Source organism: Tsukamurella sp. M9C, assembly GCF_020169415.1.
Taxonomy (GTDB): domain Bacteria; phylum Actinomycetota; class Actinomycetes; order Mycobacteriales; family Mycobacteriaceae; genus Tsukamurella.
The window spans coordinates 1-19,326 of the sequence record NZ_JAIULG010000055.1 but is presented as its reverse complement, the minus strand read 5'-3'; the positions used below and the strand labels follow the sequence as shown (position 1 = coordinate 19,326).

Below are 19,326 nucleotides of genomic sequence, written 5' to 3'. Positions count from 1 at the left end.
ATAGGGCAAGCTGGATTCATGGCTGAACTGCACGAAGATCGGCGCCGCGCCCTCTCCTTCGGGGCGATCGCCGACGACTACGACCGGCTCCGCCCGCGCTACAGCGACGTCACGCTGGACGCGATCGCGACCGGTGGCACCGCCCTCGACGTCGGCGCCGGGACCGGGATCCTCGCCCGGCAGCTGCGGGACCGCGGGCTGGACGTCCTCGCCGTCGAGCCCGACGGTGCCATGGCAGCGGTCGCGCGCGAGTCGGGCGTCCCCGCCGAGGTCGCGACCTTCGAGGAGTGGGACGCGCGGGGCCGCACCTTCGACCTGGTGACCTTCGGCCAGTCCTGGCACTGGGTCGACGCCGAGACCGCGGTCCCGCGGCTCGCCGGCCTGCTCAACCCGGGCGGCCGTGTCGTCCTGCTGTGGAACAAGCTGCGCCCGACGGCACCGTCGAACGACGATCTGCGGGCCGCGAGCGAGGACTACGTCAACGTCGAGGCCGCGGGCGCGGGCACCGCCCACGACCAGATGTTCGCGATGGCGGAGCTGCGCGGCCGGTTCGAGGCCGCGGGCTTCACCGTCACCGAGCGCGAGGACTCGTGGACCGAGACGCAGGAGAAGGACCGGTGGCTGGACCTCGTCTTCACCTACTCGGGCCACTCAACCCTGCCGGACGACCGCCGGGTCGCCCTGCGCGCCGCGCTCGCCGAGGTCATCGGCGACGGCGACGTCGAGCTCGCCGCCGGCACCATCGCGCTCATCGCCGAGCGGTAGCGGCGCGGGCCTGCGCAGCATCCCCAGCAGGCAGCCGGCGATGACGATCGCGGCGCCCCCGAGGGCGAGGGCCGTCGGGTGCTCGCCGAGCACCACCGCGCTCGCCGCGATGCCGACGACGGGAACGAGGAGCGTCGCCGGCGCGACCGTCGAGGCGGGGTAGCGGGCCATCAGCGCGCCCCACAGCCCGTACCCGACGACGGTGCTCAGGATGGCGATGTAGGCGACGCCCAGGAGGGCGAGGCGACCGTCGACACCGTCGAGGCTGTGGGCCAGCGCCTTCCAGCCGATCGTGGGGCCCTCGACCGCCGCGCTGAGCGCCAGCATGGGCAGGGGCGGGATGACCGACATCCAGAGCGTGAAGCGGAAGGGCTCCGACGGTGCCGCCAGCCGCTGTCCGATGTTGCCGAACGCCCAGCTGAGCCCGCCGAGCAGGGTGAGGATCACGCCGAGCACCCCGACCCCGGCCGCGGCGTCCGCGCGGTCGGCGATGATCAGGCCCATGCCGACGACGGCGATCCCGATGCCCGCGATCTGTCGGACGGTCAGCTTCTCGTGCAGCAGCACGGCACCGAGCAGCACGGTGAAGGGAGCGGACGACTGCAGCACCAGCGAGGCGAGGCCGGTGGGCATGCCGATGTGCATCGCGGTGAACAGCAGGCCGAACTGGAAGGTGCCCGACCCGATGCCGTAGAGCAGCAGCCACTTGACCGGTCCCTTCGGCGGTCGCACGAAGAGCAGCACGGGGAGCGCCAGCACGAGGAACCGCAGCGCGCCGAGGAACAGCGGCGGGAAGTAGTCGAGGCTGTAGCGGATGGCGAGGAAGTTGAGACCCCACAGCACGACGACGGTGAGGGCGACGAGGCGGTGACGGGGGCTCATGAACTCCACTGTCCCGGCCCCGGACAGGAAGAACAATCGAATACTTCTTGAGTGTCCATGTAGCGGCGCTACACGGATCTGGAATCACGCGGCGCGCAGCACTGCCCCGCGCTGGGGTGGGTCGCTAGCTTCGCGGCATGACCTTCGCACTGCGTGACCGCACCGTCGTCCTCATCGGGGGAGGCAGCGGAATCGGCCTGGCCGTTGCCCGTCTCGCCGTCGCGGAGGGGGCCCGGGTCGTCCTCGGGGGACGCTCGCAGGAGCGGCTCGACGGTGCCGTCGCCGAGCTCGGTCCTGCCGCGACCGCGCGGACGGTCGACACCGCCGACCCGGAGTCGGTGGGGGCCTTCTTCGCCGGGATCGATGCGGTCGACGCGCTGTTCACCACGGCGGCCACCTACACCGTCGGGTCGTTCCGGGACCTTTCCGTCGAAGACGCGCGCAGTCCCTTCGAATCGAAGTTCTGGGGCCAGTATCGCGTGGTCAAGGCGGCCTTGCCGAAGCTGACCGCCGACGCCGCGGTGGTGCTCACCTCCGGCGCGGCCAGCGTGCGTCCCGCGGGTCCGGCGGCGCCGTACGTCGCCGCGAACGCCGCGATCGAGGGCCTCGCGCGCGGCCTGGCCGTCGAGCTGGCACCCGTGCGCGTCACCGCGATCGCGCCGGGCACCGTCGACGGGAATCTCTGGGCGGGCAGGCCGCCGGAGGTGCGCGACGCGGCCTTCGCGCACATTGAGCGCGAGGCCGTGCTCGGGAGGCCGGGGACCGAGGAGGAGATCGCCGCCGCGGTGGTCCACCTGTTCACGAACACCTACACGACGGGCTCGACGCTGTACGTCGACGGCGGGTACGCCCTGCGCTGAGCCCCGCGTACTCTCGGTGCGCATGGACGTGCACCGCTTGCGGATCCTGCGTGAGCTCGCCGATCGCGGCACGGTCGCGGCGACGGCCCGGGCGATGGATATGACGCCGTCGGCGGTGTCCCAGCAACTCAAGGTGCTCGCGCGCGAGGCGGGCGTCGACCTGCTCGAGCCCCACGGTCGCCGCGTGCGCCTCACCGACGCCGGGCTGGCGCTCGTGGTCCGCGCGGAATCCGTTCTGGGCGAACTGGACCGGGCGCGCGCGGAGATGGACCGCTACCGCTCGACGCCGATCGGCGTGGTCCGGCTGACGCTCTTCCCGTCGGCGGCCGAACTCCTCCTGCCCGGCGTGCTGCGCCGCACCGCCGCCGCGGGCATCCAGGTGGCCGCCGCGGACGCCGACCTGCCCGGCACGGAGCTGCCGGCGATGCTCGCCGACGCGGACGTGGTGGTCGCGCACCGCGACGAGCGGGCCGCGCCGCTCGGCGGGCCCCGGATCGCCTCCCGCGTCCTCATGCGTGAGCCGATCGACCTGGTGGTGCCGGTCGACCACCCGCTCGCGGAGGCCGGCCGGGTCGACGCGGCGCAGCTCGCGGATCTGGACTGGATCAGTGTGCGCGACGGCTTCCCCGTCGACGACGTGCTCCGTTCCCTCGCGACCATCACCGGAGTGCAGCCACGGGTGGTGCAGCGGATCAACGACTTCCACACGATCCAGGCGATGGTCGCGGCCGGGCTCGGCGTGGCGCTGGTCGCGCGCCACGCCGTGACGCATCCCGGCGTGCGCAGCCTGGAGATCGTCGGTGTCCTCGCCGCCCGCATCCTCGAGGTGGCGACCCGGCCCGGCGCCGAGCGGCGGCCCGCGGTGGCCGCTGTGCTCCGCGCGCTCGACGAGGAGGTCGCGGCGGTGAGTTGACGCGGACGTCAAAGTCATCCCATGATTCCGGGGATGACGTCGCACCCGCACGACCCCGTCCCCGCCCCGCTCCGGGCCGTCGGCGTCCTGACCTGCGCGGCCGCCCTGATCACGATGGGCATCTGCCTGCGCCTGATCTTCGGCAGCTCGTCCGCGGTGCTCGACGAGATCCGCGACGCCTACGGCCTCAGCGGCGCCGAGGTCGCGCTGCTCACCACCGGCCCCGTGATCTGCCTCGGCCTGTTCTCGGCCGCCGCACCGCGCCTGGCCCGCCGCTACACCGCGGTCGTGGTGGCGACGGTGGCCGTCACCATGATCGCGATCGGCAGCGCCCTGCGGATCGCGCCGAGCTGGGCCGTCCTGCTCGGCGGCACGATGCTCGCGGGCGCCGGCATCGCGTTGGGGAACGTGCTCGGGCCCGTCCTCGTGCGGATCTTCTTCCCCCACCGCATCGGACTGATGACGGGCCTGTTCACCTCGATGGTCTGCCTCTCCACCGGCTTCGCCTCGGCGCTGACGGTTCCCGGTGCGACGGCCCTCGGCGGCAGCTGGCGCGGCTCGCTCGCCCTCTGGGCGATCCCGTCGCTGGTCGCCGCCGCGCTGCTGGTCGTGGTCACGGTGCGGTACCTCAGGTTCCGCCGGACCGTCCCCGAGGACGACGGTGCCGACGCCCGCGGCGCGGCCCGGACGGTGCTGCGCAGCCCGGTCGCGTGGGCGGTCACCGGGTTCATGGGACTGCAGTCGCTGCAGGCCTACGCCCTCATCGGGTGGATCCCCACGATCTACCGCGACCGCGGGATGTCCGCGGAGGCCGGCGGCGCGATGCTCGCGATCGGCGGCCTGCTCAGCGTGGTGACCGCGCTGACCTTCCCGCAGTGGGCGGCGCGGCGCCGCGAGCAGCGGATCGTCGCGGTCGCGGCCGTCGCGCTGCAGGGGGTCGGCGTCCTCGGCGTCCTCGCCTTCGGGAACGGCCTCGGCGCGTGGATCGCGAACATCTTCGTCGGCTTCGGCCTGGGCGCGATGATCTCGCTCGCGGTCACGATGATGAACCTGCGCGCCGCCACCACGTCCGAGGCGGTCTCGCTCTCGGCGATGTCGCAGACCGTGGGCTACCTCTTCGCCGCCTGGGGGCCGATGCTCATGGGCGTCCTGCACGGCGTGCGCGGGGATTGGACCCTCCCGCTGATCACCCTTCTGGTGCTGCTGATCCCGCTTCTACTCTGCGGCGTGATCGCCGGTGGCGATAGGACCGTCGGGGAACGGCCGATCCCGGAACGACAGGACGCCGTCGCCGGATCGTGATCCGGCGACGGCGTGTCAGGGGCGGGTCAGATCTCGCGGCCGGCGCTGTGGCCGCCGTCGATGACGTACTCGCCGCCGTTGACGAACGACGCCTCGTCGGAGGCGAGGTACACGATGAGCCCCGACACCTCCTCGGGCTGGGCGAAGCGGTGCAGCGTGTTGCCCGTGGTGTCCTCGTCGCTCACCTCCATGATGGACGTGATGAGCGGCGTCTTGATCGCTCCGGGGTGCACGGAGTTGACCCGGATCCCGCGCTCCGCCAACTCGATCGCCGTCGATCGGGTGAGGCCGCGCAGGCCCCACTTCGAGGCGCTGTAGGCGTGATAGCCCGTGTAGCCCTGGATTCCGGCCGTGGAGGACACGTTGATCACCGACGCGGGCGCCGCGGCGGTCAGCGCGGCCAGGGCGGCCCGCATGCCCAGGTACGGCCCGGTCAGGTTGATCGCGATCGTCCGGTTCCACTGCTCCGGAGTGTAGTCCTCGAGCGGGCCGATGCTGTAGATGCCCGCATTGTTCACGAGGACGTTCAGCAGGCCGTAGGTCTCGACGGTGTGGTTCACCGCGGCCTCCCAGCCGGCGGCATCGGTGACGTCCAGGTGGACGTACGACGCGGCGTCTCCGAGCTCCGCGACGAGCGCGCGACCCGTGTCGTCGGCGATGTCCGCGACGACCACCTTCGCGCCCTCCGCGACGAACGCGCGGACGTGAGCCGCACCCATTCCCATTGCGCCGCCCGTGATCAGGGCGACCTTCCCGGCCAGACGATCCGTCACGCCACTTCCTCTTCCGTGAGAGCCGCTGCGTCGGTGAGGACGAAGCCGCGGTAGCCGTCGGCCGCCACGTCATCGCACCGGTCGCGGTAGTCGACCAGTCCGCCGCAGTACATGAGTGCTTGCTGTGTCTTACCCGCGATGTTGGCACCGCGGTACCAGGAATTGGTCTTGCTGTAGAGCGTCATCGCCATCGCGGCCTCGACCTGCTCGCCCCACTGTCGCTCGGATTCGGGCAGTGCCTCGATCTCGACGACACCGGATTCGCGCAGGTCGGTCAGGCAGCGCACGATCCACTCGACGTGCTGCTCGATCGCGGCGAACATGTTGACCAGGACCGACGGGCTCTGCGGCCCCGTGATGGTGAACAGGTTCGGGAACCCGGACGTCGCCAGGCCGAGGTAGGTGTGGGCGCCGTCGGCCCAGGAGTCCTTGAGCGAGACGCCGTCCCGGCCCCGGAAGTCGATCCGGGTCAGGGCGCCGGTCAGGTTGTCGTAGCCGGTGGCGTAGACGATCACGTCCACCTCGTGGAGGCCGGACTCGGTACGCACACCGGTCGGGACGATCTCGACGATCGGGTCCTCGCGGAGGCTCACGACGTCGGTGTTCGGGCGGTTGAACGTGGCGTAGAAGTCGGTATCGGTCACGATCCGTTTGCCGCCGATCGGATAGTCGGTCGGCGTCAGGGCGCGCGCGGTCGCGGGATCGTCGACCACGGCGGCGATCTTGTCGCGGACGAACGCGGCCATCAGTTCGTTCGCGTCCAAGTCCAGTTGGACGTCGGAGAAGGCGGTGAGGAACAGGTTCCCGCCCAGCTTCCACGCCTGCTCGAGGACGGTGGTGCGCTTGGGCTCCGGCGTCGCGAGGATGGCGTCGCCGGTCATCGGGAGATTGATGCCGGAGAAGGTCCGGCGCTTCTGCTCCGCGAGCACCGCGTGATTCTTCTTCGCGAGGGTGATCTCGTCGGCGCACAGCGCGCGGTTGCGCGCGGGGACCGTGTACGCCGGGGTGCGCTGGAAGACCGTGAGGTGCCCGGCCGCGTCGGCCAGGTGCGGAATCAGCTGCACGCCGGACGATCCGACGCCGATGACCGCAACGCGCTTGCCCGTGAAGTCGACGCCCTCCGCCGGCCAGCGGCCGGGGTGGTAGGTCTCGCCCCGGAAGGACTCGGCGCCCGCGAACGGCGGGACGCTGGTCGCCGAGATCGACCCGGCGGCGGTCACCACGAACCGGGCGGTGGTGACGGCACCGTCGGACGTGGAGACCCGCCAGGTGGACGACTCCTCGTCGAACCGCGCACCGTCGACCCTGGTCTCGAAGGTGATGTGCCGCCGCAGATCCAGGCGGTCGGCGACCCACTCCGCGTACGCGAGGATCTCGGGCTGGGGCGCGTAGCGCTCGGTCCAGGTCCACTCGGTGGCGAGCTCCTCGCTGAACGAGTACTGGTAGTCGAGGCTCTCGACGTCGCAGCGGGCGCCGGGGTAGCGGTTCCAGAACCACGTTCCGCCGACGCTGGTGCCGGCCTCGAACGTGGCGACGGTGAAACCCTGCTCCCGCAGGGCGTGCAGGGCGTAGAGGCCGGCGAACCCGGCCCCGATGACGACGACGTCGACGTCTCGGTTCATGCGTGTGCCTCCTCGGCGATGGCGGTGACGGCGCGGGCGAGTGCCGCGCAGAGGTCGGAGTTCTGGCGCTGCGAGACGGCGGCGGACACGGCCACTCCCGACGAGCCGTGGAACGTCCCGGCGTACATGTGCACCTCGGTGGGGACGTCGGCGTGGGCGAGCCGGCGGGCGTACTCGAGGCCCTCGTCGCGCAGCGGATCGAACTGGTTCACGGTGATGAACGCCGGGGGCAGGCCGCGCAGGTCGGTCTCGCGGCCGGGGGCGGCGTACGGCGTGGCGGGGGCGCCGGCGAGGTAGCCCGCCCAGCTCAGCTCCGCGTTGCGCCGGTGCCACAGCAGGGCATCGGGGTAGTCGCGCATCGACTCCGTGTCGATCCGGTCGTCGACGACGGGGATGTCGAGCAGCTGGAACGCGACCCGCCGGGCACCGGTGTCGCGGTCGTGCAGGGCGAGGCCGGCGGCGAGCGCACCACCCGCGCTCTGGCCGCCGACGGCGATCCGGCCGGCGTCGACGCCGAGCTCGCCCGCTTTGGTGGCGACCCAGGCGAGCGCCGCGCGGGCGTCGTCGAAGGCGCCGGGGAAGGCGGTCTCGGGGGCGAGCCGGTACTGCACCGAGACGCCGACGGTGCCCGCCTCCTGCGCCGCCCGGCACAGGAACGGCAGCGATTCGGCGGCGTCGCCGATGACGAAGCCGCCGCCGTGCAGCCACACCAGGGCCGGGCGCGGACCGTCGGCCGGCGCCGTGGGGGTGACGACGTAGACGTCCACGGGCGGCGCACCGTCGAGCCCGGGGGCCGTGCGCGCCTCGATGCGGACGCCCGGGCCGGGCTCGAACGACGGTGCGGCCGACGCGGCGGCGGCGAGGCCGGCGCGGGTCCCGTCGACGTCGGCGACGTCCACCCGGGGCAGATAGGGGATGACCGGGGCGACCTCGGGGTCGTAGGGGTGAGACATCGTCGTCCTCTCTGACGGGACGCCTTTGGTGACGTCGAGTCGTGTCACTAGACACAGTGTCTAGCGAAATCGAAGGTAGCAGGAATGTGTCCTGCGCCACAACCGTCGTCCGAAAGCGGGCGGTATCACCTCGGTAGAGTCACGGACCGTGACCGAAGCCGAACCCTCCGGAGCGCCGCGGTCCAACCTGCGCGACGTGCAGCGCGAGACCACGCGGGCGCTGCTGATCGAGGCCGCGGTCCGTGTCTTCGCCCGGGACGGTTACGCGGGGGCGACGGTGAACGCGATCAGCGCCGAGGCCGGCGCCAGTCGGGCCACGTTCTACCTGCACTTCCGGACGAAGGCGGACGTGCTACCGGAGTTGGTCGCGCGGTCGGGGCACCGGCTCCTGGGGAGGTATCTCGACCTGGGGCCCCTGATCGATCCGCCCGATCGTGCGGCGCTCGAAGGATGGGTGCGGGAGTCGATCCGACGGTGGCCGGAGATCGAGGACGACATGCGTCCCGTCTACGAGGCGGCGGACGCCGACCCGGAGCTGTTCGGGCGCCTGTTCCCGGACGACCTGCCCGGTAGCGCGAACCTCGCGGAGGCGCTCGGCGCGGCCGGCATCGGCGTCGACGCGGAGGACACGGCGATGCGGGCCGCCGTGATGCACGCGCCGATGTACTACCTGCTCCGGAGGCGCCTCCGGCGCGAGCAGTTCGATCCTGATCGCGCGGCGGTCGCCATCGCCGCCGCGTGGATGGGAGTCCTGCGGGACCGCTGACGTTTCCGCGTCCGCGGAGGTCGCGCCGTCAGCTCTCGACGGTGTGCAGACCGGCCGGCAGGAACCGTAGGAGGAGCTCGCGGGCGGCGGAGGAGTCGCGGTCGACGAGGTGGGTGAGCTGGACGCCCTCGTAGAGCGCGATCGCGTACCGGGCGAGCGTCGTGGCGTCGTCCGGCCCGACGAAGCGGGCGAGTGCGGCGGACAGGCGCTCGCGGAGAACGACGTCGCGGACGGTGAGCCGGCGCGCGGCCTCGGGGTCGCGCGCCGCGTAGATGGTGAACTCCGTGGAGAGCAGGGCCCAACGGCGTTCGTCGGGATCGTCGGGCGCGGCCGCGCGCGCGGCGCCGGCAATGGCTCCGTCCAGCGAGTCCGCTCCGTCGATCACTGCGGTGATCCGGCCGACCTGATCCTCGGCGTGCCGGTCGAACAGGGCGTAGAACAGCGCTTCCTTGCCGGAGAAGTTCGAGTAGAAGGCGCCGCGGGAGAGCTCCGCGCGGGCGCAGATCTCGTCCATCGAGGCGGCGTGGAACCCGCGCTCCGCGAACACCTCCAGCCCGGCGTCGAGGAACCTCTCGACGGTCCGCGCGCGCGTGCGCTCGCCCTTCGCCATGTTCCACCTCGAATCCGTTGACCGCGCCGATGCTCCGTGCAAGGATAGCGATAACTAGAACAATCAGTCTATTTATGGACGAGGAGGCGGCGTGAGCGAGGAACGATCGCAGGTCGCAGGGTTCGAGCCGGATGCGATCGTCGTCGGCGCCGGACTTGCGGGCCTGGTGGCCGCGTACGAGCTGAGCCGGGCCGGGCGCCGCGTGCTGGTGCTCGACCAGGAGAACCGCAACAACCTGGGCGGCCAGGCGTTCTGGAGCCTGGGCGGCCTGTTCCTGGTGGACTCGCCCGAGCAGCGGCGCCTCGGCATCAAGGACTCCTTCGAGCTGGCGTGGCAGGACTGGACGGGTTCGGCGGGCTTCGACCGCGAGGATGAGGATCATTGGCCCCGGCAGTGGGCCCGCGCCTACGTCGAATTCGCGACGCACCGTAAGCGCGACTACCTCCGGCGCCTCGGCCTCGGCTTCACGCCCGTCGTCGGCTGGGCCGAGCGGGGCGGCGGCGCCGCCGACGGCCACGGCAACTCGGTCCCCCGCTTCCACCTCACGTGGGGAACGGGCCCCGAGGTGGTCCGCGTCTTCCGCGAGCCCGTCGAGCGCGCGGAGGCGCAGGGCCTGGTGCGCTTCGCCTTCCGGCACCGCGTCGATGAGCTCCTCACCGCCGACGACGGTGCCGTCGTCGGCGTCCGCGGCGCGGTGCTCGAGCCCACCGACCTGGACCGCGGCGTCGCGAGCGGCCGGGAGACCGTCGGCGCGTTCGCGTTCCGCGCACCGACGGTGCTCGTGACCTCCGGCGGGATCGGCCACAACTTCGAGCTCATGGAGAAGTACTGGCCCACCGAACGGCTCGGCCCGTTCCCGCAGCACATGATCGCCGGCGTGCCCGCGCACGTCGACGGCCGCATGCTCGCGATCTCCGAGGCGGCGGGCGGGAACATCGTCAACCGCGACCGTGTGTGGGCCTACACCGAGGGCATCCACAACTGGGACCCGATCTGGCCCGACCACGCGATCCGCATCATCCCCGGACCGTCGTCGTTGTGGTTCGACGCGAACGGCAACCGCTTCGGGGCCCCGGACTTCCCCGGCTTCGACACCAACTCGACGATGAAGGCGATCCTCGGGACCGGCTACGACTACTCGTGGTTCGTGCTCACCCAGACGATCATCGAGAAGGAGTTCGCCCTCTCCGGCTCCGAGCAGAACCCGGACATCACCGAGAAGGACATCAAACTCGCACTGGGGCGGGTGAAGTCGAAGGGCGCCCCCGGCCCAGTCGAGGCCTTCAAGCAGCACGGCGAGGACTTCATCGTCGCGGACACCCTCGAGGAGTTGGTCGCGGGCATGAACCGGATCGGCCGCGGCGGGCACGTCGACATCGAGCACCTGCGCACCCAGATCGAGGCGCGCGACCGCGAGACGGCCAACGCCTTCAGCAAGGACGCCCAGCTCCAGGCGATGCACAACGCCCGGAACTACCTGGGCGACAAGGTGGTGCGCGTCGCCAAGCCGCACCGGATCCTCGACCCGGCGCACGGGCCGATCATCGCCGTCCGCCTGAACATCCTGTCCCGCAAGACCCTCGGCGGGCTCGAGACCGACCTCTCCGCGCGCGTCCTCGGGTCCGACGGTGCGCCCGTCCCCGGCCTGTACGCCGCCGGTGAGGTCGCCGGGTTCGGCGGCGGCGGTGTGCACGGCTACAACGCGCTGGAGGGTACATTCCTCGGCGGATGCATCTTCTCGGGCATGACGGCGGGCCGCGCCGCGGCCCTCGCGACGAGCGATCGAACCGGAGGTACACGGGCATGAGCGGACGTACGGCACTGGTGACCGGAGCCACCTCCGGCATCGGCTACGAGACGGCGAAGCTGCTGGCGCAGAAGGGCTACCGGGTCCTCGGCACCAGCCGCAACCCGGAGGCGATTCCCGCCGACAAGCGGATCCCCGGCGTCGAGTACCTGGCTCTCGACCTCGCCGACCGCGACTCGGTGGCCGCGTGTGCCGCGGCCGCGGGCACCGTCGACATCGTCGTGAACAATGCGGGCGAAAGCCAGTCCGGGCCGCTCGAGGAGCTCCCCGCGGACGCGGTCGACCGGCTCTTCCAGACGAACGTCTTCGGCGCCGTGCAGCTCACCCAGCGGCTGCTGCCCGCGATGCGCGAGCGCGGATACGGCCGCGTGATCATGGTGGGCTCGATGCTCGCCAGCTTCCCGCTCGCCTACCGCGGGTCCTACGTCGCGGCCAAGGCCGCGCTCAAGGGCTTCGCCTCGGCGGCACGGCAGGAGCTCTCGCCCTTCGGCGTGCGGGTCTCGACCGTGGAGCCGGGCTCCATCGCCACGGGGATCGGCGAGCGGCGCACCAAGTACGTCGCCGACGACTCCGTGTACCGCGCCGACTTCGACACCATGATCGAGAACCTCGACGCCAACGAGCGGGCGGGCATCACGCCGGCGCAGGTCGCGGAGGTGATCGTGAAGGCGATCGAGTCCGACAAGCCGCGCGAGTTCTACGCGGTGGGCAGCAACGCGCCCCTCGTCTTCCTGCTCAAGCGTCTGGTCCCGGTCGAGGTGGTCTCCAGCATCGTCGCCCGCAGGCACGGCCTCAAGCGGTAGACGTCCCGGATCCTCGGGACATCCGTCCCTGGCGGCGACAAGGAACTACTACATAACGTCGTAGTAGAACACTCCTGCTGCCCGAGGATCGATGCCCATGCTCACCGAAGCCCAGATCGCCGTCGTCCGCGACTCCCTGCCCGCCGTGGGCGCCGCGATCGACGAGATCACGCCGATCTTCTACCGCCGCCTGTTCGAGGCGCACCCCGACCTGGAGCGCGACCTGTTCAACCGCGGCAACCAGGCGGTGGGTGCCCAGCAACGCTCGCTGGCCGCGTCGATCGCGATGTACGCCACCGCCGTCATCGACGACGAGCTCTCCGCGCGGTCGATGCTCGAGCGGGTCGCGAACAAGCACGCCTCGCTGGGAGTGGCCCCGGCGCAGTACCCGGTCGTCCACGAGCACCTGTTCGCGGCGATCGCGGAGGTGCTCGGGGACGCCGTCACGCCCGCGGTGGCGGAGGCGTGGAGCGCGCTCTACTGGCAGCTCGCCGACGAGCTGATCACCCTCGAGAAGGGGCTCTACGGTGCGGCCGGGGTGAGCCCCGAGACGGTGTGGCGCACGGTGGTGGTGGACGAGCGTCGCCAGGAGACCCCGCACACCGTCGCCTTCGTGCTCGCCGACCCGTCCGGCGATGCGCTGCCGGACTTCCTTCCCGGGCAGTACATCTCGGTCGCTACCCGGCTGCCCGACGGCGCGCGCCAGATCCGGCAGTACAGCCTGTCCGGCGCGGGCGAAGGCCGGTGGCGGATCGGCGTGCGGCGCGACGGCGCGGTCTCGTCGTACCTCCACGACTACGCGTTCGAAGGGGCACGCCTGCAGGTCTCGCCGCCCTTCGGCGACATCGTGCTCGACAGCGACCCCGCCACCCCGCTGGTGCTCGCCTCGGCGGGCATCGGGATCACCCCGGTCCTCGGCATGCTCCACCACCTCGCGGAGGAGGGCGGCGCGCGCCGGGTGATCGTGGCACATGCCGATCGCACCCGGGCGACCCACGCGCACCGGACCGAGCTGAAGGAGCTCGTCGGCCGCATTCCGGGCGCCGCGCTGCACACCTGGTACGACGCGCTGCCCGACGGGTACCCATTGGGCGAAGCGGAGTCCCGCGGCCGGATCGATCTGAGTGGCCTCCCCATCCCGCCCGACGCCCATGCCTACCTCTGCGGCCCGCTGCCGTTCATGACCGGCGCGGCCGCGCAACTCGAGGGCGCCGGCGTCCCACGCGAGCGGGTGTGGTTCGAGGCCTTCACGCCTACCGTGTGATCGCGGCCTGAAGGATCCGCGCCGCCTCCGGGAATCGTTCCGGCTGCGGCCCGGCGTAGGCGAGGCGCAGGTGATTGCCCGTCGGTTCCGCGGGGAACCACTCGTCGCCGGGCCCGACGACGAGGCCGCCCCGTCGGCAGCGGTCGACCACCGCGCCGAGATCCACGTCGCCGGGCAGCCGCGCCCACAGGGCGAGGCCGCCGCGCGGCACCGCGTCCACGGCCACCGCGGGAGCGTGTTCGTGCAGCGAGCGCAGGAGCAGATCGCGCCGCTCGCCCAGCTGGCGGCCGAGCCGGCGCAGGTGGGTGCGCCAGGCCGGTGCGGTCACCACGTCGAGCGCGACGGCCTGCAGCACTCCGCTCACGTACATCGCGTCCGCCTGCGTGTCGGCGAGGATCCGGTCCCGCGCCGGACCGCGCGCGATGACGGCGGCGACCCGCACCGCGGGGGCCACGCTCTTGCTCAGCGAGCGGATGTAGACCACGTGACCGGCATCGTCCCGGGTCGCGATCGGGACCGGCTCGACATCGATCCCGAAGTCCCGCGCGTAGTCGTCCTCGATGAGGAAGGCACCGGCGTCGCGGACGGCGTCGAGGATCGCGGTGGCCCGCTCGGAGTCCCAGACGGCCCCCGTCGGGCTCGCGAATCGCGGCTGCGCGTAGAAGGCCCGCGCCCCGGTCTCGGCGAGGACGCGCCGCACGACATCGGGATCCGGGCCCGACGGTCCGCTCGGTACCGGCACGACGTCGACGCCGGCCTGCTCCGCCGCCAGGATCGCGCCCCAGTAGGTCGGCGATTCCATGACGAGGGGTCGGCCCGAGCCCACGAGGGCGCGGAACGCGGTGAGCAGCGCGCCCTGGCTCCCCGGGGTCACCACCACGTCGCGCGCACCGACGGGGCCGACTCCGGCGGGCGTGAGCGCGGCGAGCTCCGCGGCGAACCAGGATCGCAGTTCGGGGAGCCCGGCGACCGGCGGACGCCCCAGCAGCGCCTCGCTCCGCGAGGCGCGGGCCAGGGCCGGGCGCACGAGCCGCTCGGGTAGCAGTTCGCGTGCGGGATAGCCCGAGTGCAGGCCGATGGCGTCGCCGTCCGAGGGTTGCAGGGCAGTGGGCGCAGCGGGGGTTCGGCGGCCCGCGGCGCCGAGCGCCGCCGTCTGCCAGCCGACGTCGACGGGGCGCGCGGCGCGCTCCACCCGCGCGAACGTGCCTATGCCGGGCCGTGTTTCGATGGCCCCCGAGGCCGCGAGGGAGCGCAGCGCCTGCTGGACGGTGACGGGGCTGATTCCGTGCTCGGCGACCAGTGCGCGGGTCGACGGCAGCTTGGCCCCGGGCGGGGAGGCCGCGATCCAGGCCCGCAGCGCTGTCGTCAGCCGCACGGCACTGCTATCGTTGGACATGAAAGACTATGATAGCGCTACTCTCGAGCGCGCGGCAGTGATACCGCCGTCGGGCCTGGCACGGTCCGGACTGCTGTGGGGTCTGCTCGGGGTGCTGGCCTTCTCCTTCACGGTGCCGTTCACCCGCGTCGCGGTGTCCGACGGTGGCCTCCCGCCCCTGTTCGTCGGCGCCGGCCGCGCCGTGATCGCCGCCCTACTGGCCGCGATCGCGCTGGGCGTGACGCGCCAGTCGCTCCCGCGCGGACGGCAGTGGGTCCGCGTGGGGGTCGTCGCGCTCGGCGTGGTGATCGGCTTCCCGGTGCTCACCTCGTTCGCTCTCACGACCTCGTCGGCGTCGCACGGCGCCGTCGTCATCGCCGTGCTACCGGCTGCGACCGCGGTCGCAGCCGTGTGGCGTACGGGGGAGCGGCCGCCGTCGGCCTTCTGGCTGGCGGCGGCCGTGGGGGCGGCGTGTGCCGTTGCCTTCGCCGTGGTGCAGGGAGGCGGGATCGGCACGCTGCGCCTGTCCGACCTGCTGCTGTTCGGCGCGGTGATCGCGGCCGCGATCGGCTACGCGGAGGGCGGCCTGCTCGCCCGCGAACTCGGTGCGTGGCAGACGATCTCGTGGGCCCTCGTCGTGGCCGCGCCGGTCATGCTGGCGCTCACCGCCTTCGGCGCCCGCGACGGCGTGAGCGGCACGGCAGCCGCGTGGTGGTCCTTCGCGTACCTCGGCCTGGTCAGCATGTTCCTCGGCTTCTTCGCCTGGTACCGCGGGCTCGCGATCGGCCCGATGGCCACCGTGAGCCAGGTCCAGCTGGTACAGCCCGTCTTCGGGATCGCCTGGGCGGCGCTCCTGCTCGGCGAGCCGATCGGCTGGTCGACGGTGCTCGGCGGCCTGGCCGTCATCGCCGCCGCGGCCCTGGCGGTCCGCACCCGCGCGCGAACCCGGTGATCAGCGCAGGGCGAGCAGTTCGCGGACGGTGACGAAGCGGAAGCCGTCCGCGCGCAGTCGCTCGATGATCCGGGGCAGTGCCTCGCGGTCGGCTCGGCATTCGTCCGCGCAGAAGGGGTGCAGCAGCACGATCGAGCCGGGCCGTGTCCGCTCGACGGTGTAGCGCTCGATGCCGTCGGCGTCCCCGGCATGGAGGGTATCGGGCTCCACGTCCCAGGTGACCGTCGTGACGCCGCGCCGGGACAGCTCCCACGGGAGGACGAACAGCTTCTTGCCGTACGGAGGGCGGAACGTGATCGGACCGTCGTACCCGGTGGCCCGGATCGCCGCGTCCGTGCGGTCGAGTTCGGCCCGCACGAAGCCGGGCGTCTCGTTGGTCCCCACCATCCGCCGGTGACTGAAAGTGTGGTTGCCCAGCTCGTGGCCCTCCGCCACGATGCGGCGTCCGAGGTCCGGGTGGCGCTCGAGCTCGGACCCCAGCGCGTAGAACGTTCCCTTCACGTCATAGCGTCCGAGCGTCTCGAGCACCTCCGCGGTGGCGTTCGTCGGCGCGTCGTCGAAGGTCAGCGCCACGACGGGCTCCGTGGTGTCCACGCGGTCGACGAGGTCGCCGAAGAACTGGAACGAACGCGACTTGCTCACCTGCAGTAGGCCGTACAGCACGGCGGCCGTGCACAGGAGCACGGCCGCCGTGATGATCAGGCGTTTGCGGACGGTCCGCACCGGGAGGTTACGGCGCCCAGGTCCGCGTCGAGGCCTCGCCGCTGGCCTCCTGTGCGGTGCGGCGGCTGCCGTTCGCGCGGTTGACCGCGGAGACGACGGCGCGCAGCGAGGCGGTGGTGATCGACGGGGCGATGCCCACGCCCCAGACGGTGCGGTCCTCGTCGCCGACGCGGACGATCGCCTCGACGTAGGCGGCGGCCTGCGCGTCGTCGCCCGCGGAGAGCGCGTGCTCGCTGTAATCCAGGACCCGGACCTCGAAGCCGACGGTGCCGATCGCGTCGACGAAGGCCGCGAGCGGGCCGTTGCCCTCGCCCGAGATCTCCTGCTCCTTGCCGTCGACCTTGACCACGGCGTCGATGCGGTCGACGCCGCCGTCGACCTCGGAGGCGGTCACCTTCTGGCGCATGCGCTCCAGCGGCAGGATCGGATCGATGTACTCGCCGGCGAAGACGTCCCACATCTCCTTGGGCGTGACCTCGCCGCCCTCGCCGTCGGTGATCTTCTGCACCGACTGGCTGAACTCGATCTGCAGGCGCCGCGGCAGCTGCAGGCCGTGGTCGGCCTTCATGATGTACGCGACGCCGCCCTTGCCCGACTGGCTGTTGACGCGGATCACGGCCTCGTAGTTGCGGCCCACGTCCTTGGGGTCGATCGGCAGGTAGGGCACCTGCCACAGGATGTCGTCGACGTCCTTGTCGGCGTCGTCGGCGTCGATCTTCATCTGATCGAGGCCCTTGTTGATCGCGTCCTGGTGGCTGCCGGAGAACGCGGTGTACACCAGGTCGCCGCCGTAGGGATGCCGCTCGGGTACCGGCAGCTGGTTGCAGTACTCGACGGTGCGCCGGATCTCGTCGATGTCCGAGAACGTGATCTGCGGGTCGATGCCGCGGCTGTACAGGTTCAGGCCCAGCGTGACCAGGCAGACGTTGCCGGTGCGCTCGCCGTTGCCGAACAGGCAGCCCTCGATCCGGTCCGCGCCCGCCAGGTAGCCCAGCTCGGCGGCGGCCACGCCCTCACCGCGGTCGTTGTGCGGGTGCAGCGACAGGATGACGCTCTCGCGACGGGCCAGGTTGCGGCTCATCCACTCGATCGAGTCGGCGTAGACGTTCGGCGTGGCCATCTCGACGGTGGCGGGCAGGTTCAGGATGATCGGCTTCTCGGGCGTGGGCGCGATGATCTCGGTGACCGCGTCGCACACCTCCTTCGCGAAGGAGAGCTCGGTGCCCGTGTAGGACTCGGGGGAGTACTCGTAGCGCCAGGCGGTGTCCGGGTACTTCTTCTCCTCCTCGAGCACCTTGTGTGCGGCGTCGGTGGCGATCTTCTTGATCGCGGCCTTGTCGGCGCGGAAGACCACGCGGCGCTGCAACACCGAGGTCGAGTTGTAGAAGTGCACGATCACGTTCTTCGCACCCTGGCACGCCTCGAAGGTGCGCTCGATCAGCTCGTCACGGCACTGCACCAGCACCTGGATCGTGACGTCGTCCGGGATGGCGCCGTCCTCGATGATCTCGCGGACGAAGTCGAAATCGGTCTGGCTGGCGGACGGGAAGCCGACCTCGATCTCCTTGTAGCCCATGCGGACGAGCAGGTCGAACATGCGGCGCTTACGGGCCGGGCTCATGGGATCGATGAGGGCCTGGTTGCCGTCGCGCAGGTCCACGGCGCACCACAGCGGGGCGGTGGTGGCGACCTTGTCGGGCCAGGTGCGATCGGGGAGCTCGACGTGCTCGACCTCGTCGCCGAAGGAGCGGTAGCGGTGGGCGGGCATGGCGCTTCCGCGCTGCTGGTTCCACGCGGGCTGGCCCGGGTTGCGGGGGCCGGCGGGAGCGGTGATCTTCGAAACGCCGGAGGTGTAGGAATCGGCTGCAGGACTCATGGGTCGAGGTTACTTTCTCGGGTTCACCCCTGCGAAGGGCAGGGACGGTTCGGCCGCGAGGGGGCCGGGAGGACTCGACCGGCGCTGCCGCGACTGCACGGCTCAACCCGCGACGGGGAGCCGGTCTGGATCAGACCCCGCCGCGGCAACCGAGGAGAAGAGCGCGCCACTGCACGTCTCGAATGTAGCGCACCGTCGTGCGGCTCGGGTACCCGCCGTGGGGGACGGTCCGGGAACGGTGTCAGGAAACCCCGTCCGGGAATCGGGCATTTCGCTGTGATCTAGAACACGTTTCCATGAAATCTCGATGAAGAAGTGTCCCTCAGAATTCGATATAGCAAATTCGAAGCTGAGCAACCCGGCCTTGCGGGTCGCAAATCCGCTGGATGGCGGCCTGTCGGTGAATCTTGTTGAGCGCGACCGCCGCCACCTGCGGTGTTTCTGTGACCTTCGCTCACGGGAATCCTGGTTGAAGATGTTGCAATTTCAAGCACGGCGTCCCTACAATTCTGCGATTGCAACCGTTCTGCGTTGCGCTCGTGATGTAGAGGAGAGCTTGGTGGACCACGCGGTGCACTCCCTGACCGGAGCCCAGTACGGAATGTGGCTCGGCCAGCAGATGTCTCCGGACGTCGCCTACACGGTCGCGCAGTACGTCGACATCAGCGGTCCGTTCGACGTCGAGGCCATGCGGGCCGCGACCCGCGAGGCCAGCGACGAGTTCCTCTCCCCGTACGTCCGCATCGAGGTCGACGAGTCCGGCGCCCCGGTGCAGTGGATCGATCGCAGCATCGACAGCGCCGCGCAGGTCATCGATCTCGGCCTGGCGGACCTGCCCGAGGATCAGCGGATCGACGCCGCCGTCGCGTGGATGCGCGCCGAGTACTCGCGCCCCATCGACCTCGCGACCGACGAGCTGATCATCAACCGCCTGATCAGCGTCTCCGAGGGGCGCTGGCTCTGGTACGCCCGCGCGCACCACGCGGTCATCGACGGCTACGGCGCCTCGATCCTCCAGCGCCGCGTCGCCGAGCTGTACACGGCCCGCGCCACCGGCGCCGAGGCCCCGCCCCTCAAGCC

At 71.5% G+C, this 19,326-nt stretch carries 18 protein-coding genes; 10 read left to right on the top strand and 8 right to left on the bottom strand.

All coding sequences use genetic code 11. The annotated features are described in order from the left end of the window. Positions 1–18: 18 nt before the first annotated feature. Complete coding sequence (locus tag LB823_RS20290) at positions 19–765, top strand: bifunctional 2-polyprenyl-6-hydroxyphenol methylase/3-demethylubiquinol 3-O-methyltransferase UbiG (RefSeq protein WP_224650741.1); 747 nt, start codon at positions 19–21, stop codon at positions 763–765. Here the strand turns inward: LB823_RS20290 and LB823_RS20285 are convergent. Next, positions 652–1,647 carry an EamA family transporter gene (locus tag LB823_RS20285; RefSeq protein ID WP_224650739.1) on the bottom strand — a complete coding sequence of 332 codons (996 nt, stop codon included), beginning with the start codon at positions 1,645–1,647 and terminating at the stop codon, positions 652–654. The two genes, LB823_RS20290 and LB823_RS20285, sit on opposite strands and share 114 nt — an antisense overlap. Positions 1,648–1,784: 137 nt before the next feature. On the opposite strand from LB823_RS20285, the gene LB823_RS20280 reads away from it, so the two are divergent. Genes LB823_RS20280 through LB823_RS20270 form a run of 3 tightly spaced genes read left to right on the top strand, consistent with a single transcriptional unit; the run spans position 1,785 to position 4,722 of the window. Beyond that, positions 1,785–2,507: an SDR family oxidoreductase gene (locus LB823_RS20280; protein WP_224650737.1), complete on the top strand. Its 723-nt coding sequence runs from the start codon at positions 1,785–1,787 to the stop codon at positions 2,505–2,507. A 22-nt stretch (positions 2,508–2,529) separates the two neighbouring features. Further along, positions 2,530–3,420 carry a LysR family transcriptional regulator gene (locus tag LB823_RS20275; RefSeq protein WP_224650734.1) on the top strand — a complete coding sequence of 297 codons (891 nt, stop codon included), beginning with the start codon at positions 2,530–2,532 and terminating at the stop codon, positions 3,418–3,420. A 33-nt stretch (positions 3,421–3,453) separates the two neighbouring features. Then, positions 3,454–4,722: an MFS transporter gene (locus tag LB823_RS20270; RefSeq protein WP_224650731.1), complete on the top strand. Its 1,269-nt coding sequence runs from the start codon at positions 3,454–3,456 to the stop codon at positions 4,720–4,722. A gap of 26 nt (positions 4,723–4,748) precedes the next feature. Here the strand turns inward: LB823_RS20270 and LB823_RS20265 are convergent, their stop codons facing one another. Genes LB823_RS20265 through LB823_RS20255 form a run of 3 tightly spaced genes read right to left on the bottom strand, consistent with a single transcriptional unit; the run spans position 4,749 to position 8,070 of the window. Beyond that, on the bottom strand, positions 4,749–5,495 hold the full coding sequence (locus LB823_RS20265) for a glucose 1-dehydrogenase (RefSeq protein ID WP_224650728.1): 747 nt from the start codon (positions 5,493–5,495) through the stop codon (positions 4,749–4,751). Next, positions 5,492–7,117 carry an NAD(P)/FAD-dependent oxidoreductase gene (locus LB823_RS20260; RefSeq protein ID WP_224650726.1) on the bottom strand — a complete coding sequence of 542 codons (1,626 nt, stop codon included), beginning with the start codon at positions 7,115–7,117 and terminating at the stop codon, positions 5,492–5,494. Before LB823_RS20260 ends, LB823_RS20265 begins: the two co-directional genes overlap by 4 nt. Next, positions 7,114–8,070, bottom strand: coding sequence for an alpha/beta hydrolase (locus tag LB823_RS20255; RefSeq protein WP_224650724.1), 957 nt, complete (start codon positions 8,068–8,070; stop codon positions 7,114–7,116). The genes LB823_RS20260 and LB823_RS20255 overlap by 4 nt, the downstream gene beginning before the upstream one ends. Before the next feature lie 148 nt (positions 8,071–8,218). Here LB823_RS20255 and LB823_RS20250 point away from each other — a divergent pair, with 148 nt between their 5' ends. Further along, a complete protein-coding gene (locus LB823_RS20250; RefSeq protein WP_224650711.1) occupies positions 8,219–8,836 on the top strand; it encodes a TetR/AcrR family transcriptional regulator in 618 nt (205 codons plus the stop codon). Between the two features lie 28 nt (positions 8,837–8,864). On the opposite strand, the gene LB823_RS20245 is transcribed toward LB823_RS20250, so the two are convergent. Continuing rightward, positions 8,865–9,446, bottom strand: a complete 582-nt coding sequence (locus LB823_RS20245; protein ID WP_224650708.1) for a TetR/AcrR family transcriptional regulator — start codon at positions 9,444–9,446, stop codon at positions 8,865–8,867. A gap of 91 nt (positions 9,447–9,537) precedes the next feature. Here LB823_RS20245 and LB823_RS20240 point away from each other — a divergent pair, with 91 nt between their 5' ends. The 3 genes from LB823_RS20240 (at position 9,538) to LB823_RS20230 (ending at position 13,320) form a co-directional block, all read left to right on the top strand. Then, positions 9,538–11,253 carry an FAD-binding dehydrogenase gene (locus tag LB823_RS20240; RefSeq protein ID WP_224650706.1) on the top strand — a complete coding sequence of 572 codons (1,716 nt, stop codon included), beginning with the start codon at positions 9,538–9,540 and terminating at the stop codon, positions 11,251–11,253. After that, the gene (locus LB823_RS20235) at positions 11,250–12,056 is read left to right on the top strand and encodes an SDR family oxidoreductase (protein ID WP_224650704.1); all 807 of its coding nucleotides are present in this window, start codon (positions 11,250–11,252) and stop codon (positions 12,054–12,056) included. Before LB823_RS20240 ends, LB823_RS20235 begins: the two co-directional genes overlap by 4 nt. Positions 12,057–12,153: 97 nt before the next feature. Beyond that, positions 12,154–13,320, top strand: coding sequence for a globin domain-containing protein (locus LB823_RS20230; protein ID WP_224650702.1), 1,167 nt, complete (start codon positions 12,154–12,156; stop codon positions 13,318–13,320). On the opposite strand, the gene LB823_RS20225 is transcribed toward LB823_RS20230, so the two are convergent. Further along, entirely contained in the window at positions 13,310–14,716 is a 1,407-nt protein-coding gene (locus LB823_RS20225) for a PLP-dependent aminotransferase family protein (protein ID WP_224650700.1), read from the bottom strand. The genes LB823_RS20230 and LB823_RS20225 overlap by 11 nt on opposite strands. Between LB823_RS20225 and LB823_RS20220 the strand changes: the two genes are divergently transcribed. Further along, positions 14,715–15,647, top strand: coding sequence for a DMT family transporter (locus LB823_RS20220; RefSeq protein ID WP_224650698.1), 933 nt, complete (start codon positions 14,715–14,717; stop codon positions 15,645–15,647). The two genes, LB823_RS20225 and LB823_RS20220, sit on opposite strands and share 2 nt — an antisense overlap. Here the strand turns inward: LB823_RS20220 and LB823_RS20215 are convergent, their stop codons facing one another. Then, positions 15,648–16,370 carry a polysaccharide deacetylase family protein gene (locus LB823_RS20215; RefSeq protein ID WP_224650695.1) on the bottom strand — a complete coding sequence of 241 codons (723 nt, stop codon included), beginning with the start codon at positions 16,368–16,370 and terminating at the stop codon, positions 15,648–15,650. 7 nt (positions 16,371–16,377) lie between these two features. Beyond that, on the bottom strand, positions 16,378–18,246 hold the full coding sequence (gene leuA, locus LB823_RS20210; RefSeq protein WP_224650693.1) for a 2-isopropylmalate synthase: 1,869 nt from the start codon (positions 18,244–18,246) through the stop codon (positions 16,378–16,380). Between the two features lie 559 nt (positions 18,247–18,805). Here leuA and LB823_RS20205 point away from each other — a divergent pair. Continuing rightward, positions 18,806–19,326 (top strand): condensation domain-containing protein (locus LB823_RS20205; protein WP_224650691.1); only part of this gene is annotated, 521 nt, incomplete at its 3' end.

Coding starts and splice junctions, on each gene's coding strand:
- leuA (WP_224650693.1), bottom strand. CDS start 18,246: ATGAGTCCTGCAGCCGATTCCTACACCTCCGGCGTTTCGAAGATCACC.
- LB823_RS20245 (WP_224650708.1), bottom strand. CDS start 9,446: ATGGCGAAGGGCGAGCGCACGCGCGCGCGGACCGTCGAGAGGTTCCTC.
- LB823_RS20235 (WP_224650704.1), top strand. CDS start 11,250: ATGAGCGGACGTACGGCACTGGTGACCGGAGCCACCTCCGGCATCGGC.
- LB823_RS20280 (WP_224650737.1), top strand. CDS start 1,785: ATGACCTTCGCACTGCGTGACCGCACCGTCGTCCTCATCGGGGGAGGC.
- LB823_RS20290 (WP_224650741.1), top strand. CDS start 19: ATGGCTGAACTGCACGAAGATCGGCGCCGCGCCCTCTCCTTCGGGGCG.
- LB823_RS20285 (WP_224650739.1), bottom strand. CDS start 1,647: ATGAGCCCCCGTCACCGCCTCGTCGCCCTCACCGTCGTCGTGCTGTGG.
- LB823_RS20260 (WP_224650726.1), bottom strand. CDS start 7,117: ATGAACCGAGACGTCGACGTCGTCGTCATCGGGGCCGGGTTCGCCGGC.
- LB823_RS20275 (WP_224650734.1), top strand. CDS start 2,530: ATGGACGTGCACCGCTTGCGGATCCTGCGTGAGCTCGCCGATCGCGGC.
- LB823_RS20270 (WP_224650731.1), top strand. CDS start 3,454: ATGACGTCGCACCCGCACGACCCCGTCCCCGCCCCGCTCCGGGCCGTC.
- LB823_RS20225 (WP_224650700.1), bottom strand. CDS start 14,716: ATGTCCAACGATAGCAGTGCCGTGCGGCTGACGACAGCGCTGCGGGCC.
- LB823_RS20230 (WP_224650702.1), top strand. CDS start 12,154: ATGCTCACCGAAGCCCAGATCGCCGTCGTCCGCGACTCCCTGCCCGCC.
- LB823_RS20220 (WP_224650698.1), top strand. CDS start 14,715: ATGAAAGACTATGATAGCGCTACTCTCGAGCGCGCGGCAGTGATACCG.
- LB823_RS20255 (WP_224650724.1), bottom strand. CDS start 8,070: ATGTCTCACCCCTACGACCCCGAGGTCGCCCCGGTCATCCCCTATCTG.